The 15,663-nt window shown below is 70.1% G+C and carries 12 protein-coding genes and 1 pseudogene; 6 read left to right on the top strand and 7 right to left on the bottom strand.

The features are described 5' to 3' along the window. A partial coding sequence (locus A5673_RS08715; protein WP_156748017.1) for a PE family protein occupies positions 1 to 409 on the bottom strand: 409 nt, incomplete at its 3' end. A 109-nt stretch (positions 410 to 518) separates the two neighbouring features. After that, a complete protein-coding gene (locus A5673_RS08710) occupies positions 519 to 2,165 on the bottom strand; it encodes an acetolactate synthase large subunit (protein ID WP_068229971.1) in 1,647 nt (548 codons plus the stop codon). Between the two features lie 79 nt (positions 2,166 to 2,244). On the opposite strand from A5673_RS08710, the gene A5673_RS08705 reads away from it, so the two are divergent. Further along, positions 2,245 to 3,660, top strand: a complete 1,416-nt coding sequence (locus A5673_RS08705; RefSeq protein ID WP_068229968.1) for an NADP-dependent succinic semialdehyde dehydrogenase — start codon at positions 2,245 to 2,247, stop codon at positions 3,658 to 3,660. A gap of 5 nt (positions 3,661 to 3,665) precedes the next feature. Here the strand turns inward: A5673_RS08705 and A5673_RS08700 are convergent, their stop codons facing one another. The 3 genes from A5673_RS08700 to A5673_RS08690 form a co-directional block, all read right to left on the bottom strand. Continuing rightward, positions 3,666 to 4,604, bottom strand: a complete 939-nt coding sequence (locus tag A5673_RS08700; RefSeq protein ID WP_068229966.1) for a R2-like ligand-binding oxidase — start codon at positions 4,602 to 4,604, stop codon at positions 3,666 to 3,668. Beyond that, complete coding sequence (locus A5673_RS08695; RefSeq protein ID WP_068229963.1) at positions 4,601 to 5,296, bottom strand: TetR/AcrR family transcriptional regulator; 696 nt, start codon at positions 5,294 to 5,296, stop codon at positions 4,601 to 4,603. The genes A5673_RS08700 and A5673_RS08695 overlap by 4 nt, the downstream gene beginning before the upstream one ends. Before the next feature lie 84 nt (positions 5,297 to 5,380). Then, on the bottom strand, positions 5,381 to 7,078 hold the full coding sequence (locus A5673_RS08690) for an acyl-CoA dehydrogenase family protein (protein ID WP_068229954.1): 1,698 nt from the start codon (positions 7,076 to 7,078) through the stop codon (positions 5,381 to 5,383). A gap of 62 nt (positions 7,079 to 7,140) precedes the next feature. Here A5673_RS08690 and A5673_RS08685 point away from each other — a divergent pair, with 62 nt between their 5' ends. Then, positions 7,141 to 8,121, top strand: coding sequence for a phosphotriesterase (locus tag A5673_RS08685; protein ID WP_068229952.1), 981 nt, complete (start codon positions 7,141 to 7,143; stop codon positions 8,119 to 8,121). Then, complete coding sequence (locus tag A5673_RS08680) at positions 8,114 to 9,595, top strand: AMP-binding protein (protein WP_068229949.1); 1,482 nt, start codon at positions 8,114 to 8,116, stop codon at positions 9,593 to 9,595. Before A5673_RS08685 ends, A5673_RS08680 begins: the two co-directional genes overlap by 8 nt. Here A5673_RS08680 and A5673_RS08675 read toward each other — a convergent pair. After that, a pseudogene (locus A5673_RS08675) lies at positions 9,561 to 10,791 on the bottom strand (acyltransferase family protein). The gene A5673_RS08680 and the pseudogene A5673_RS08675 sit on opposite strands and share 35 nt — an antisense overlap. 84 nt (positions 10,792 to 10,875) lie before the next feature. Here A5673_RS08675 and A5673_RS08670 point away from each other — a divergent pair. Beyond that, positions 10,876 to 12,174 carry a DUF3068 domain-containing protein gene (locus A5673_RS08670; protein WP_197518332.1) on the top strand — a complete coding sequence of 433 codons (1,299 nt, stop codon included), beginning with the start codon at positions 10,876 to 10,878 and terminating at the stop codon, positions 12,172 to 12,174. Positions 12,175 to 12,183: 9 nt separating this feature from the next. Continuing rightward, a complete protein-coding gene (locus A5673_RS08665) occupies positions 12,184 to 13,854 on the top strand; it encodes a hypothetical protein (RefSeq protein WP_068229941.1) in 1,671 nt (556 codons plus the stop codon). Here the strand turns inward: A5673_RS08665 and A5673_RS08660 are convergent. Beyond that, complete coding sequence (locus A5673_RS08660; protein ID WP_068229934.1) at positions 13,838 to 14,992, bottom strand: glycosyltransferase family 4 protein; 1,155 nt, start codon at positions 14,990 to 14,992, stop codon at positions 13,838 to 13,840. The two genes, A5673_RS08665 and A5673_RS08660, sit on opposite strands and share 17 nt — an antisense overlap. 59 nt (positions 14,993 to 15,051) lie before the next feature. Between A5673_RS08660 and A5673_RS08655 the strand changes: the two genes are divergently transcribed. Then, on the top strand, positions 15,052 to 15,663 hold a 612-nt coding region (locus A5673_RS08655), incomplete at its 3' end, for a class I SAM-dependent methyltransferase (RefSeq protein WP_068229973.1).

Genomic DNA, 15,663 nt, shown 5'->3' with positions numbered 1-15,663 from the left:
TCCCCGTCCCCGGCGCCCCGTTGGTGCCCTTGCCGATCAATGGGATCCCGAGCAACGCGTTGGTGGGCGCATTGATTACCCCGCGCACGTCCTGCCAGAGGGGCATGAGGGTCTGCAACGGCGAGGAGTTGGCCGCCTCGGCGGCGGCATAGGCGCCCCCGGCGGCGTTCAGCGTCGACATGAACTGGGCGTGGAACGCCGCCGCCTGGGCGCTGACGGCCTGGTAGGCCTGGGCATGGCCGGCGAAGACCGCCGCGATCGCCGCCGACACCTCATCCGCGCCCGCCGCAAGCAGCCCGGTCGTCGGTGCCGCGGCCGCTCGGTTCGCGGCGCCGATCGCTGACTCGATATTCGCCAAATCCGTTGCCGCCGTTGTCACCATCTCCGGGGCCGCGATAACGAACGACATGGGGCACCTCTCAGTTCGTCATGACCGACAAGCCATGCCGAACCGGCCGCACCCTGCCGACATCGACCAGTCGGCACCTGCGCACTGTAGCGCTCCCGGCGGGAAACGGCTATAGGGTTTCGTCCAGCTCCCCGAGCCGGTCGGTCAACCGCAAGTTCTCCGAGTAGTCGACCGGGCAGCAGATCAGCGACACCCCGTCGTCGTCGAGGGCGGCCCGCAGCGTCGGCAACAACTCGTCGGCGCTGCCGATCCGATACCCCTTGGCGCCGAAGCTTTCCGCGTAGGTCACGATGTCGGGGTTGCCGAACTTGACGTAGTAGTGTTCACCGAGTTCGAGGTCCATCTTCCATTCGATGAGGCCGTAGCCGCCGTCCTCCCAGATCAGCACCACCAGGGGGATCCGCTCTCGCACGGCGGTCTCGATTTCCTGCGAGTTCATCAGGAACGCGCCGTCGCCCACGACGGCCAGCACCCTGGCCTCGGGGCGTGCCAGCTTGACGCCGAGTGCCCCGGGTAGCGCAAAACTCATGGTGGACAACCCGTTTGAGATCAGGCAGGTGTTCCGCTCGTAGGTCGGGTAAAGCCGGGCCATCCACATTTTGGTGGCCCCGGTGTCGACCAGCACCACGTCACTGCGGCCCAGCGCCTCGCGGGTGTCGGCGACCACCCGCGCCGGGGCCAGGGGGTAGCGCGAATCCTGTTGTCCCCGCGCGAATTCGTCGGCCAGTAGGCCCGAACCGGGCACGTCGGCGGCGTGGGTGAAGCTGTGGCCGGCCAGCGCGTCGGTCAGCGCGTTGAGCGAATCGCTGATGTCGCCGATGATCCCGACGTCGACCGAGTAGTGCGCGTCGACCTCGGCCGGGAAGCGGTGCACATGGATGATCCTCTTGTCGGCCTGGGGGTTGATCCGGACCGGGTCGAACTCCTGCAACTCGTAGCCGACGGCGATGACGGCGTCGGCGTTGTCGAAACCGAAGTTGACGTAGTCGTGCCGCATGAACCCGACGGTCCCGGCGCTGTTGGGATGGTCGTCGGGCATCACGCCCTTGCCGTGGAACGTGTTGGCCACCTGGATGCCGAACTCCTCGGAGAAGCGGACGAGGGCCTTGGTGGCGTCGGCGCGGGCGGCGCCGTGCCCGGCCAGCACCACCGGCCGCTTCGCGTGGCGCAGGATCTCGACGGCCCGTTCGACCTGACGGGGCGCCGGCGCGTCGGGTCGAACGACGTTGCGGGGCAACGGGGTCAGGTCGTAGTCGGTCTCATCGGCGTCGATGTGCTCGGGCACGGCCAGGTAGACCGCGGCCGGGCGCTCGGCCTCGGCGAGCTTGAACGCCTTGCGGATCATCTCGGGTATGGCGCGCGGGGTCGGGATGCCCGCGGCCCACCGCGTGATCGGGGCGAACATCGACACCAGGTCGACGTACTGGTGCGACTCCTTGTACTCGCGGTCCTGGCCCACCTGCGCCGAGATCGCCACCATCGGGGTGCTGTTGGTGGTCGCGTCGGCCACGCCCAGTTGCATGTTGATGGCCCCTGGGCCCAGGGTCGCCGACACCACCGCCGCCCGGCCGGTGACCCGTCCGTACATCTCCGCCATGAACGACGCCGCCTGCTCGTGCCGGGTGAGCACGTACCGGATGTGTGATGCGGCCAGCGCCTGCACGAACCGGATGTTCTCCTCGCCGGGCAGCCCGAAGACCACCGCGACGCCCTCGTTCTCCAGGCACTTCACCATCAGCTGAGCGGCTTTACTCATGCGGCACCTCCCTTGGGGGAACGATAGTGGCAGGCTGGGTGTTGGACCTCTTACCAACCCCGAAGCGAAGGATCTCAGCGTGCCCATCGCCACGATCAACCCGGCCACCGGCGAGACAGTAAAAACCTTCACCCCCGCCACCGACGAGGAAGTCGACGCCGCCATCGCGCGCGCCTACGCCCGGTTCCAGGACTACCGCCATAACACCACCTTTGCCCAGCGCGCGGCGTGGGCAAACGCCACCGCGGACCTCTTGGAGAAAGAGGCCGACGACGTCGCCGCGATGATGACCCTGGAAATGGGCAAGACCCTGGCCTCGGCCAAGGCTGAAACGCTCAAGTGCGCCAAGGGATTTCGCTATTACGCCGAGAACGCCGAGCGGCTGCTGGCCGACGAGCCGGCCGACGCGGCCAAGGTCGGCGCCGCCAAGGCCTACACCCGCTACCAACCGCTCGGGGTGGTGCTCGCCATCATGCCGTGGAACTTCCCGCTGTGGCAGGCCGTCCGCTTCGCCGCCCCGGCGCTGATGGCCGGCAACGTCGGCATCCTCAAACACGCCTCCAACGTGCCGCAGAGCGCGCTGTACCTCGCCGACGTCATCGCGCGGGGCGGCTTCCCGGAGGACTGCTTCCAGACCCTGCTCGTCTCCTCCAGCGCCGTCGAGCGCATCCTGCGCGACCCCCGCGTCGCGGCGGCCACCCTGACCGGCAGCGAACCGGCCGGGCAGTCGGTCGCCGCCATCGCCGGCGACGAGATCAAGCCCACGGTGCTCGAACTGGGCGGCAGCGACCCGTTCATCGTGATGCCGTCGGCAAACCTCGACGAGGCCGTCAAGACCGCCGTCACCGCCCGCGTGCAGAACAACGGGCAATCGTGCATCGCCGCCAAGCGGTTCATCGTCCACGCCGACATCTATGACGCGTTCGTCGACAAGTACGTCGACCGGATGGAGGCGCTCAAGGTCGGCGACCCGACCGACCCGGACACCGACGTGGGCCCGCTGGCCACGGAGTCGGGCCGCGACGAGATCGCCAAGCAGGTCGACGACGCCGTCGCGGCGGGCGCGACGCTGCGCACCGGCGGCAAGCCGATCGACCGGCCGGGCTGGTTCTACCCGCCGACGGTGGTCACCGACATCACCAAGGACATGGCGCTCTACACCGAGGAGGTCTTCGGCCCGGTCGCGTCGATGTACCGCGCCAAGGACATCGACGAGGCCATCGAGATCGCCAACGCCACCACCTTCGGGCTGGGCTCCAACGCCTGGACCAACGACGAGGCCGAGCAGCGGCGCTTCATCGACGACATCGAGGCGGGCCAGGTGTTCATCAACGGCATGACGGTGTCCTACCCCGAGCTGGGCTTCGGCGGCGTCAAGCGGTCGGGCTACGGGCGCGAACTCGCCGGCCACGGCATCCGGGAGTTCTGCAACGCCAAGACCGTCTGGGTCGGCGAGTCGGAAAGCGGCTCGGCCGGCGACAGCAAGGTCGAGTAGCGGCCTCAGGAGACGGCAGCCAGCGCCTTCTCGTCCTCGTCGGCGAAGGTGTCCTCCAGCTGCAGCGGCGAGTAGTCGAGGTCGATCTCGCCGACGGGCCGCCCGCGGGCACTGTTGATGGTGCCGAACCGCCGCATCCCCTTGTCGGCGGCGTACTGCATGGAGTCGTCCACCGACAGGCCGAAGGGCATCGGGTCGTACAGCGCGAAGCCCTCTTCGACGACGCGCAGTCCGAGCGGCATCAGCTCGTTCATCCGGGCTTCGAAGACACCCCAGTTGGCGTCGTCGGCGGCGACGTGGCGCCGGCAGGTGAACGTGCCCCACGCCATGTGGCGGCGCTCGTCGTCACCGATGCGGCGGACCAGCTCCTGCATGCCGGGAAGGATGCCGCGTTCCACGCAGATCTTGTGCCAGAGGTAGTAGCCGGTCAGCGCCAGCATGCCCTCGACCATGTGGTTGTAGGTCACCGACGCCCGGACCTGCGCGGCCGGAGACGGATCGCTGGCCAGCGCGCCCAGGCAATCCGGCAGCTCCTCGTAGAAGATCGTCCGGTAGGTGGGGACGTCCTCGAGGTAGGCGTGCAGGTCGCCGGTGATGCCGACGGCGTCGAGCCACATGCGGAAGACCTGGACGTGTTTGGCTTCCTCGAAAGCGAACTGGGTCAGATACATCTCATCGCCCAGCCGACCCTCGGCCCGCATCGCGGCCATGAACGGCTGAATGTCCTCGGTCACCGCCTCCTCACCGGCGATGAACTCCGCGCAGAGCCGCGTCGCGTAATGACGTTCGTCGTCCGATAGCGCCTCCCAGTCCGCGCGGTCGCGGGAGAAGTCGATGTCGGCGGGATTCCAGAACTTCGCGTTGCCGCCGGCGAATAGGCGCAGCGGCACGCTGTCCCAGTTGAGCCCGCCCGCGACCATCGAGCCCGAATGCGTGCGTGTCATGTGACCTCCTCGGATAGTTTCGGTTCGGGGCCGGCGACGGAATTCGCCGGATGCGCCGAAAAGGCCGCCGCCAGCACCGCGACGAGCCGGCGCACGGCCAGCGCCGGCTGCTCCGGCGTGGGCTCGTCGAGCCCCAGCACCGGGTCCAGGCCGCGCATGTAGGGGGCCAGCGCCAGGTGCGGAAAGATCATCAGCAGCAACGAGAGCAGGGCGTCGGTGTCCGCGTCGGCGCGCAGGTCGCCGCGCTGCTGCGCGGCGCGCACCAGCGGCCGCAGCACCTCCAGGTAGTGGCGGTTGCTGACGCTGCGCACGCTGATGCGGGCCTCGGTGTCGACCTCCAGGCTCACCGCGGCGTGCAGGGCGCGCTCGTGCGGATGCTCGGCGTAATAGGCCACCCAGCCGTCGAGCAGGTCGGTGAGGTGGTCGAAGAACGGCCGGCTCGGGTCCAGGTCGCGGATCAGGTCCTCCATGTAGGCGCGCACCCGCTGGCTGGCGACGTCCGTGACGTACGCGTAGAGGTCGCGCTTGTCCGCGAAGTACTGGAACAGGCTGCCCTTGGCGACCCCGGCCCGGCGGGCGATCACGTTGAGGCTGCCCCGCGAGAAGCCGTGCGCCCCGAACTCGTCTTCCGCGGCTTCGATCACCGCCGCGCGGCGCGCGGGATCGACCCGCGCCCATGTCACCGTGGGCAATGCTGCCTCCTAGCGTCGATGACCACTGGTCATTTTACGGTGAGCCACGTCACAGTCAAGGGCCCCGCAGCCTTGCGGCCCGCGTCACGGCCGCATCTGGTAGGCGCCGTTGATCGGCAGCACGTGTTCCTTCCAGACCTGGTCGTAGCGCGCGGGGTCGTGGGCCGGGCGGCGGATCATCCGCATCGCCAGGCGGGCCTGTTCGTCCGTCGTCGCGGGCTTGTCGCCGAGCTCGACGGCGTAGCCGTTGAAGTCCCGCACCAACACCGCGAAGATCGCGTCGATCAGCGCGTCGGACACCCCGGACAGCGGGGCCTCCTCGAGGATGAGCTGCGCGTAGGGCACCGTCGCAAACAGCTGGCCCACCGCGAACGCGAAGTCAATGTCCTTCTGCTGCACGGCATCCGGGGTGGCGCTGGCCAGCATCTCGGTGAGCACGTCGACCTGCTCGCGCAGCAGCGCGACGTTGGGCAGGTGCGCGAAGCTCTCGAACGGCGCTCGCCAGTCCGCGAACCGCACCTTGCCCAGGCCGCCGGTGGGCCCCTGGGCGAACAGGAACGTGTCGTCGGCGGCGTCGTCGCGGCGCCCGATCACGGGCAATTCGGCGTTGGGGGCGAACAGGAAGTTCGGCATGAACTTGCCGAGCAGCCCGATGTTGATGTGCACGGTGCCCTCCAGCCGGGGCAGCAGCCCGATCTCGCGGGTCATCGCCTCGAAGATGGTGTCCTTCTCGACGCCCTTGGCGGCGATGACATCCCACAGCGCGGTGATCACCCGCTCGCCCTCGCTGGTGATCTTGGCCTTGGTCAGCGGGCTGTAGAGCAAATAGCGGCGGTCGGCCGCCGACGCGCTGCGCATGTAGTCGCACGCGCGGGTGGCGACCAGCTTCATGGCGACCAGCCGCACGTAGGCGTCGGTGAGCAGCCGCCGCACATGCGAGAAGTCGGTGACGACGGTCCCGTACAGGTAGCGGTTGGCCGCGTGGGTGACCGCCTCGTACATGGCGTGCGTGCACATGCCGATGGCGCCCCAGCCCAGGTTGTACTTGCAGACGTTGACGGTGTTGAGGGCGGCGTGGAAGGCGTCGGGGCCGCGGTGCAACAGGTCGGCCTCGGTGACCGGGTAGTCGCGCAGCGCGTAGTTGGCAACGAAGTTCTGCGAGTTGACCACGTTCTTGATCAGCTCGTAGCGGTCGTGCTGGGAGTCGGCGGCGAAGAAGACGTACTCGTCGGTGCCGGCGATCTTGCCGAAGGTCGAGACCATCCGGGCCACGTTGGCGTTGCCGATGTAGTACTTCTCGCCGCTGGCGGTCCAGCCGTGCTCCGAGGGTGTGAGGATCATGTCGGTCTGGTAGACGTCGGCGCCGTGGGTCTGCTCGGACAGCCCGAAGGCGAACACCTCGCCGGCCTCCAGCTGGGCGGCGGCCTTGCGCTTGGCGTCGGAGTTGTCGCTCATCCAGATCGGGCCCAGGCCCAGCGCGGTGACCTGGAACGGGTACCAGTAGCTGAGCCCGTAGAAGCCGACGATCTCGGCGAATTCGCTGATCCGGTAGGTGTCCCAGCGGCAATCGCCGGCGCCGTATTCGGCCGGGGTCAGCAGGGAGGCGAAGATGCGCTCGCGACCGACGTGGTCGAGAAAGTCGGAGTACCAGACCCGGTTGTGGTCGTCGGATTTCAACCGCGCCTTGCCCCGCGACTCGAAGAAGTCCACCGTCGCGGCCATGATCTCGCCCGAGCGACGGTCCGGGTAGCGGCGTTGCAAGTGATTGGGATTGAGCAACATGGGGGCAACGTACTGCACACGACCCTGTTGGTGAACCGCTTCTCCGACCTAGAGTCAGTCCCGTGTCAGAACTCAATACCGCCCGGGGCGCGATCGATACCGCCGACCTCGGCGTGACCCTCATGCACGAGCACGTGTTCATCATGACCACCGAGATCGCCCTGAATTACCCCGAGGCCTGGGGCGACGAGGAACAGCGGGTGGCCGACGCCATCGACCGGCTCAACGAACTCAAGGCCCGCGGGGTGGACACCATCGTCGACCTCACCGTGATCGGGCTGGGCCGCTACATTCCGCGCATCGCGCGCGTCGCGGCGGCCACCGAGCTGAATATTGTTGTGGCGACCGGGCTTTACACGTACAACGACGTGCCGTTCCGTTTCCACTACCAGGGCCCGGGCGCGCCGCTGGACGGCCCGGAGATCATGACCGACATGTTCGTCCGCGACATCGAGGAGGGCATCGCCGACACCGGCGTCAAGGCGGGGATCCTCAAATGCGCCACCGACGAGCCCGGCGTCACCCCGGGCGTCGAACGGGTGCTGCGGGCGGTCGCGCAGGCGCACAAACGCACCGGGGTGCCGATCTCCACGCACACCCATGCCGGGCTGCGGCGCGGGCTCGAACAACAACGCATCTTCGAATCCGAGGGCGTCGACCTGAGCCGCGTGGTCATCGGCCATTCCGGCGACAGCACCGACGTCGGCTACCTCGAGGAGCTCATCGCCGCCGGCTCCTACCTCGGGATGGACCGATTCGGCATCGATTTGATCTCGCCGTTCGAGGACCGGGTGAACATCGTGGCGACGATGTGCGAGCGCGGGCACGCCGACAAGATGGTGCTCTCGCACGACGCCAACTGCTACTTTGACGCGCTGCCCGAGGAACTGCTGCCGGTCGCCGCGCCGAACTGGCATTACCTGCACATCCACAACGACGTGATCCCCGCCCTCAAGGAGCGCGGCGTCACCGACGAGCAGTTGCACACCATGCTGGTCGACAACCCGCGGCGCATCTTCGAGCGGCAGGGCGCGTATGCGTGAGCCGGTTGCACCGATCGGTTCACAGATTTCGGCGCTGGCCGCGCTCGCTCCCGACGAGCCCGCGGTCACCTGCGACGGGGTGACGCTCACCCGCGCCGAACTCGACCGGTCGACGAACCGGCTGGCCCGGGCGTACGCCGAGCGGGGCGTCGGGGTCGGCGACTACGTGACGATGGTGCTGCCCAACTCGATCGAGTGGATTCAGGCCGCGGTGGCGTGCTGGAAGCTCGGGGCGGTGCCCCAGCCGCTGTCGGCGCGGCTGCCGGACGCGGAGCTGGCCGGCCTGCTGGCGTTGCGGCCCCCCGCGCTGCTGGTGGGCCGCGACAGTACCGAAATGCCAAGTGTGCCGGCGGGTTTCACTCCCGACCCGGCCCTGTCCGACGCCGCGCTGCCCGAGGCGGTGTCGCCGGTGTGGAAGGCGATGGGTTCGGGCGGCAGCACGGGGCGGCCCAAGCTCATCGAATCCGGCGGTGACAGCCGCATCCCGGCCGCCGTCGGCTACCCACTGGGCGCGCAGGAGGGCGACACCACGCTGGTCCCGATCCCGTTGTCGCACAACACCGGCTTCACCACGGCGACGATCGCGCTGCTGATGCGCCACCACCTGGTGCTGATGAGCCGGTTCGATCCGCAGGGCTTCCTGCGGCTGATCACCGACCACCGCGTCACGTTTTTGACCACGGTGCCGACGATCATGCAGCGGGCGCTGCCGGTCTACCACGCCGACCCGGGGTCCTACGACCTGTCCTCGCTGCGGCGGTTCTGGCACATGGGCGCGCCCTGCCCGCCGGCGATCAAGGAGGCGTGGATCAACCTGCTGGGCCCCGAGGTCGTCTGGGAACTCTACGGCGGCACCGAATTACAGGCGTTGACCTTCATCTCCGGTGACCAGTGGCTGACCCACCCCGGCTCGGTCGGCGTGGTGGTCGCCGGGGAGATGAAGGTGCTCGACGACGACGGCAATCCGTGCCCACCCGGCGTGGTCGGCGAGATCTACATGCGCCCCGCCCCCGGCTCCGCGCCGACCTACCGCTACGTCGGCGTGTCGGCCAAGAGCCGCGACGGCTGGGACTCGCTGGGCGACCTCGGCTACTTCGACTCCGACGGGTTCCTGTACCTGTCGGATCGCCGGGTCGACATGTTCACCGTCGGCGGCCGCAACGTGTATCCGGCCGAGATCGAGAACGCGCTGTCGGCGCACCCGGAGGTGCTGTCCTGCCTCGTCGTCGGCGTGCCCGACCCGAACGCCGGGGACCTGGGCCAGGTGCCCTACGCCCTGGTGCACGCGGCCGACGGTTCGGCGTTGGACCACGAAAGCGTGAAAGAGTTTCTGCGCGAACGTATCTCGTCGTACAAGGTGCCGCACACCGTCGAGTTCGTCGACGCCCCGTTGCGCGACGACGCGGGCAAGGCGCGACGTTCGGCGGTGCGCGAGGAGATCATGGCGCGATCGCGTCCGCCTCAGCATCAATGACTGGGGGCGTTGGCTGCTGCCGCTTCTCCCAGCGGCGCAGCGCCTCCCGGCACGGCGACTCGACCAGGCCGTAGCTGACCGCGGCGATCGCCCAGCCGAAGATCAGGGTCAACGCCAGCACCGAGGGCATGCGGCCGGTGAACGCGAAGGTCCCGAGGACCGGGAAGACCATGTCCAGCGCGGCCAGGTGCCAGATGAACAGGCCGTAGGACCAGCGCCCCAACGTGACCATGGTCGTGCTGCCCAGCAGTCGGTGCGGGGTGTCGGGCCGGTCCAGCACCAGCGGGGCGACGAGCGCGAAGGCCACCACGGCGCCCATCGCCGTCTTCACCGCGAATTGGGCGGGGCTGCCGACGGCCAGGCCCGCCGGCCCCGCCAGCGGGGACGCCGCCACCAAATAGGCCGCCACCGCGATCACGGCCATCGGCACCCGCCGCCGGGCCAGCCGGTGCGGGACGCCCACCCCACTGTGGACCCATTCCGCCAGCAGCATGCCCGCGGCGAACCAGGAGAAAAACGCCGGGGGCCAGTCCAGCGGGTTGTTCCAGGTTCCGCTGTCCAGCAGAAACACGGGCACCCAGGCCCAGGCGAAGCTGAGCGCCGCCGTCGCGGCGATCGCCGGCACCCGGGCCGCCGTCGGGAGTCGACGGGCCAACAACGCCAGCACGGGCAGGGCCAGGTAGAAGCCGACCTCCACCGACAGGCTCCACATCTGGGTCAGCCCACCGGTCAGGGTGAGCGGCACATAGATCTGGGTGAGCGTCAGGTTGGCCAGCCACACCGTGGGGCTGGCGTGATTCGAGTCGGGCAGCAGGGTGAGGATCACGACGACGGCCACCACGTAGGCCGGCATGATGCGGATCGCCCTGGATCGCAGGTAGTGGCCGGTGCGCGGCCGCGGCGCCATACCCCGGGCCGCCGCGGCGTGCCCGCGCCACAACAAAAACCCCGACAGCGCGAAGAACACCGCGACGGCAAGGTCGAAGCGGCCGAAGAGGCGGCCGGCGACGCCGCTGGAGTGCCCGGTCTGGAAGGCAACGTGCGTGACGACGACGCCCATCGCCGCGCACGCGCGCATCCCCTCCACGGCGGGCAGGAAGTTGCGGACCCCTCCCACCTGCTGGCCCTCGGTCACGACCACAAGTGTGCCTGTCGTGTGGCGGCGGACGAACCGGGTATTCGGCGCGAGGCTGGATGGGTGGGTAAGCCGCGGCCTTAAATTCTGCTGTTAGGGTCGAACGGGTTTGCCACGCGGGGATCCATTAGGAGGGCACAGCAACGTGAATCGAGCAGTCATGTTGCGTTACGCCGCATGCGCGATCATCGGGCTCGGGGCCGCCCTGCTGATCGCCGCCCTGCTGCTGTCGACCTACACCAGCAGCCGGATCACCAAGATTCCGCTGGACATCAACGCCACCTTGGTCGCCGACGGCAACGGGACCGCGCTCGACTCCGCCTCGCTGGCCGGCGACCACCTCGTCGTCAACCAGAACGTGCCGCTGGTCTCCCAACAGCAGGTCAACGTCGAATCCCCGGCCAACGCCGACGTCGTCACGCTGCAGGTCGGCACCTCGGTGCGCCGGACGGACAAACAGAAGGAGAGCGGGCTGTTGCTGGCGATCGTCGACACCGTCACGCTCAACCGCAAGACCGCGATGGCCGTCTCCGACGACACCCACCCCGGCGGCTCCGTGCAGAAGCCGCGCACCGTCAACGACGAGAGCCCGCCCACCGCGATGCCGCTCCGCCACGACGGGCTGTCCTACCGGTTCCCGTTCCACACCGAGAAGAAGACGTACCCCTACTTCGACCCGATCGCGCAGAAGCCCTTCGACGTCAACTACGAGACCCAGGAAGACGTCAACGGTCTGACCACCTATCGCTTCACCCAGAACGTCGGCTACAACGCCGACGGCAAGCTGGTGGCTCCGGTGGCGTACCCGACGCTCTACGCCGACCAGACGACGGACTCCAAGTTCACCGCCTCGGCGGCGATGTGGGGCGTCCAGGGCGGCGATCCCAACGAACAGATCACCATGACCCGCTTCTACGCGGCGCAGCGGACCTTCTGGGTGGACCCGGTGTCGGGGACCATCGTCAAGCAGAAAGAGCACGCCAACCACTACTTCGCCCGTGATCCGCTCAAGCCGGAGCTGACGCTGGCCGATTACACCGTCACCTCGAACGAGGACACCGTCGAGGCCCAGGTCAACGCCGCGCGCGACGAGCGCGACCGGCTGGCGCTGTGGTCACGGGTGCTGCCGATCACGTTCACCGCGGTAGGCCTGATCGCGCTGGTCGGCGGCGGCGTGCTCGCGGCGTTCAGCCTGCGCACCGAGAGCGCGCTGACCGACCCGGGCCTGGACCGCTCCGACCAGGAATTCTTCGGCCGCACCGGCCCGGAGGAGCGGGTGCCCGGCGCCGAGGCCGAGACCGAGAAGCTGCCCACGCAGCGCCCGGCCGCCGATCCCGAATCGCCCGGCTCGGATCCGCCGACCGCGGAGGCGGACGAGCCCGCCGAACCGCGGCCGCCCGACGCCGTGCCGCCCGAATCCCCCGGCCCGCCCGAACGGGCCTAGCTTCCGCGGATGCGCTGGGCCCGGCCGGGGTACGCGCTGTTGCTGGCGCTCCTGGTGGTCGGGCCGCTGCTGGCGCCCGGATACCTGCTGCTGCGCGACGCGGTGTCGACGCCGCGGTCGTACCTGTCCGACACCGCCCTGGGTCTGACGTCGGCACCGCGCGCGACGCCCCAGGACTTCGCGGTGGCGCTCGCCTCGCAGGTGGTCGATGGCGGTGTGGTGGTGAAGGCGCTGCTCGTGGCGGGGCTGTGGCTGGCGGGATGGGGCACGGCGCGGCTGGCGGCCGTGGCGCTGCCCGACGCGGGCGCGCCCGGCGAATTCGTCGCCGCCACGCTGGCAATCTGGAATCCCTATGTCGCCGAACGGCTTCTGCAGGGCCACTGGAGCCTGCTGGTCGGTTACGGCTGCCTGCCCTGGGTCGCGGCGGCGATGCTGACGCTACGGTCGACGGGGTCGGGCTGGTCGGGGTTGGTGTGGTGGATCGCGCTGGCCGGGCTGACTCCGACCGGCCTGTTGCTCGCCGCGGCGGTGGCGCTGGTCTGCGTGGCCGCGCCGGGCGCCGGCCGAACCCGCCGGGTTTGTGCCGCAACGGCTTTGGGCGTCGAGCTGGTGGCGGCGCTGCCCTGGCTCACCGCCGCCGCGTTGGGCTCATCGTTGCGATCACCGGGCGCCGTCGGGGTGGACGCGTTCGCGCCGCGGGCCGAGCCGGGCCTGGGCACGCTGGGCAGCCTGGCCAGCCTCGGCGGCATCTGGAACGGGGAGGCCGTACCGGCCTCGCGGACAACGCTTTTCGCGGTGTCGTCGGCCGTGGTGCTGCTGGCGGTGGTGGCGGCCGGGCTGCCGGTGGTGGTGCGCCGTCGCGCGGCGGTGCCGCTTTTGGCGCTGGCGGTGGTGGCCGTAGTGGTGCCGGCCGCTCTGGCGACGGGCCCGGGGCTGCACGCGCTGCGGGCGCTGGTCGACGCCGCGCCGGGCTTCGGGGTGCTGCGCGACGGACAGAAGTGGGTGGCGCTGGCGCTGCCGGGGTACACGCTGGCCGGCGCCGGCTCCGCGCTGACGTTGCGCCGGTGGTTGCGGCCGTCGGTGGCCGCGCTGGTCTGCTCCGTCGCGCTGATCCTGGCGCTGCCGGACCTGGCGTGGGGCGGTTGGAACAAGGTCACTTCGGTGCGCTACCCGCGTGGGTGGGCCGCGGTCGCGGCGGCGATCAATTCCGATCCGCGGACGGTCGCGGTGCTGCCGGCCGGCACGATGCGGCGGTTCTCCTGGTCGGGCCCGGCGCCGGTGCTGGATCCGCTGCCCCGCTGGCTGCGCGCCGACGTGCTGAGCACCGGCGACCTGGCCATCTCGGGGGTTGTCGTGCCAGGGGAGGGCGACCGCGCCCGCGCAGTGCAGGACCTGCTGCTGAGCGGGCCGGACCCGGCCGCGCTGGCCCCGGCGGGCGTGGGGTGGCTGGTCGTCGAATCGGACAGCGCCGGCGACATGGGCGCGGCCGCGCGCACTCTGGCCGCGCTGCGGCCGGTCTACCGCGACAACGAGTTGGCTCTCTACCGGATCGGCGCCGACACTGCCGGTGTCCCGCCGGTCCGGCGCACCGCGACGTTGATCGCGCACCTGGCCTGGCTGGCGCTGCTGCTCGGCGGCGCGGCCGGTTCGGTGGTCTGCTGGGTCAGACGACGCCGCTGACGAACTCGCCGGCCCGGACGGCTTCGAGCACGCCGCGCATCGCGTCGGCGCTTTGCGTCCAGGAGAACTCGCCGCTGCGCGCCTGGGCCTTGGCGCCGAGTTGATGGCGCAGCACCGGGTCGGACAGCAACTGTTCGAGTCGATCCACCAGCTGGGCCTGGCTGTCCACCAGCATCCCGGTCACCCCGTCGACGATCGAGTCGGTCAGGCCGCCGGAGGAGCGATAGCCGATGGTAGGCACCGCGTGCTGGGCCGCCTCCACCACCGCCAGGCCCCAGCCCTCCTTGCGGGACGGCAGCACGTGCACCCAGGAGCTTTGCAGCACATGGTGTTTGGTGAGGTCGTCGGCGTGGCCGTGGAAGGTCACCGCGCCGGACAGGCCGAGCCGCTGCGCGTGGTCGACGAGCCGCTGCCGCCACCAACCGCCGCCGACGATGTCGAGGTGCAGATTCGGCAGGCGCGGCCGGAGCGCCGCGACGGCCTCCAGCGCGTCTTCGATCTGCTTGTGCGGCACCAGCCGCGACAGCACCACCACCCGGGGCGCCGCCGAGCGCGGGCCGGACAATGATTGCGCCGGCGCCTCGTCGAGGCCGTTGCGCACCACCGCGATCTGCCGGCTGGCCACCCCGAGCGCGACCAGGTCGCGGGCCGACGGGAGCGACACCGTCACGTACTGGTTGCGGCGGTTCAGCCGCGGCGACAACCACGACTCGACGAACCAGCCGATCCGGCCGAGCACCGGCCCGGCCACCGGCCACTGCTCCCGATGGCAGTGGTGCACCAGCATCAGCACGCGGCGGCCGTACACCAGCCGGGCCAAAAACGGCAGGCCGTTCTGGGTGTCGACGACCACGTCGGGCCGCGCCCGCCGCAGCGGTCCCAGCCCGGCGCGCGACGCCGCCATCGCCAGCAGCGCCCAGACGTACACCGAATATCGGCCGCCGGCACGGTCGATGCGCACGCCGTCGACGACGTCGCGCCGCGGCGCGCCCGGATAGCGGGCGGTGCGCAGCGTGACGGAGATTCCCGAGGCGGCCAGCTGCGCGCCGACGCGCTGCAAATAGGCTTCGCTGCCGCCGCCCTGCGGGTGCCCGGTGTCGCGCCAGCACAGCAGCAGGACGGAGCGGAGAGCAGACATTACTGGTCAGCCTAGCCGGGCGAGAGGGGGCGCACCGGGCCCGGCCGTAGGGTTGGCCGGTGGCCGTCACTGACCTTCTCGCGCGGCGCGCAACGCTTCGCCGGTCGGTGCGGCTGCTGTCGGAATTCCGCCACGAACGGTCCGACCCGGCCCGCTTCTACCGCGCGCTGGCGGCCGACACCGCGGCGATGGTCTCCGACCTGTGGCGCGGCGTCCACGGCGGACCGCCCGTCGGCCGCACGTTGCTCGACGTCGGCGGCGGCCCGGGGTATTTCGCGGCCGCGTTTGCCGATGCCGGTGTTCGCTACCTCGGCGTGGAGCCCGACCCGAGCGAGATGCACGCGGCCGGGCCGGTTTTGGCCGGCGGGCCGGGCACGTTCGTGCGGGCCTCGGGTCTGGCGCTGCCCTTCGCCGACGGCTCCGTCGACATCTGCCTGTCGTCCAACGTGGCCGAACACGTGCCGCGGCCGTGGCGACTCGGCGCCGAGATGCTGCGGGTGACCAGGCCGGGCGGGCTGGCCGTGCTGTCCTACACCGTGTGGCTCGGCCCGTTCGGCGGCCACGAGATGGGCCTGACCCACTACCTCGGCGGTGCCCGGGCCGCCGCGCGCTACGCCCGCAAGCACGGTCATCCGGCCAAAAACAACTACGGGTCGTCGTTATTCGCGGTG

The sequence above is a fragment of the Mycobacterium sp. E3198 genome (assembly GCF_001667015.1).
Lineage (GTDB): Bacteria > Actinomycetota > Actinomycetes > Mycobacteriales > Mycobacteriaceae > Mycobacterium.
Note: the sequence above shows the minus strand (reverse complement) of the source record. Positions and strands in the feature narration are given on the sequence as shown.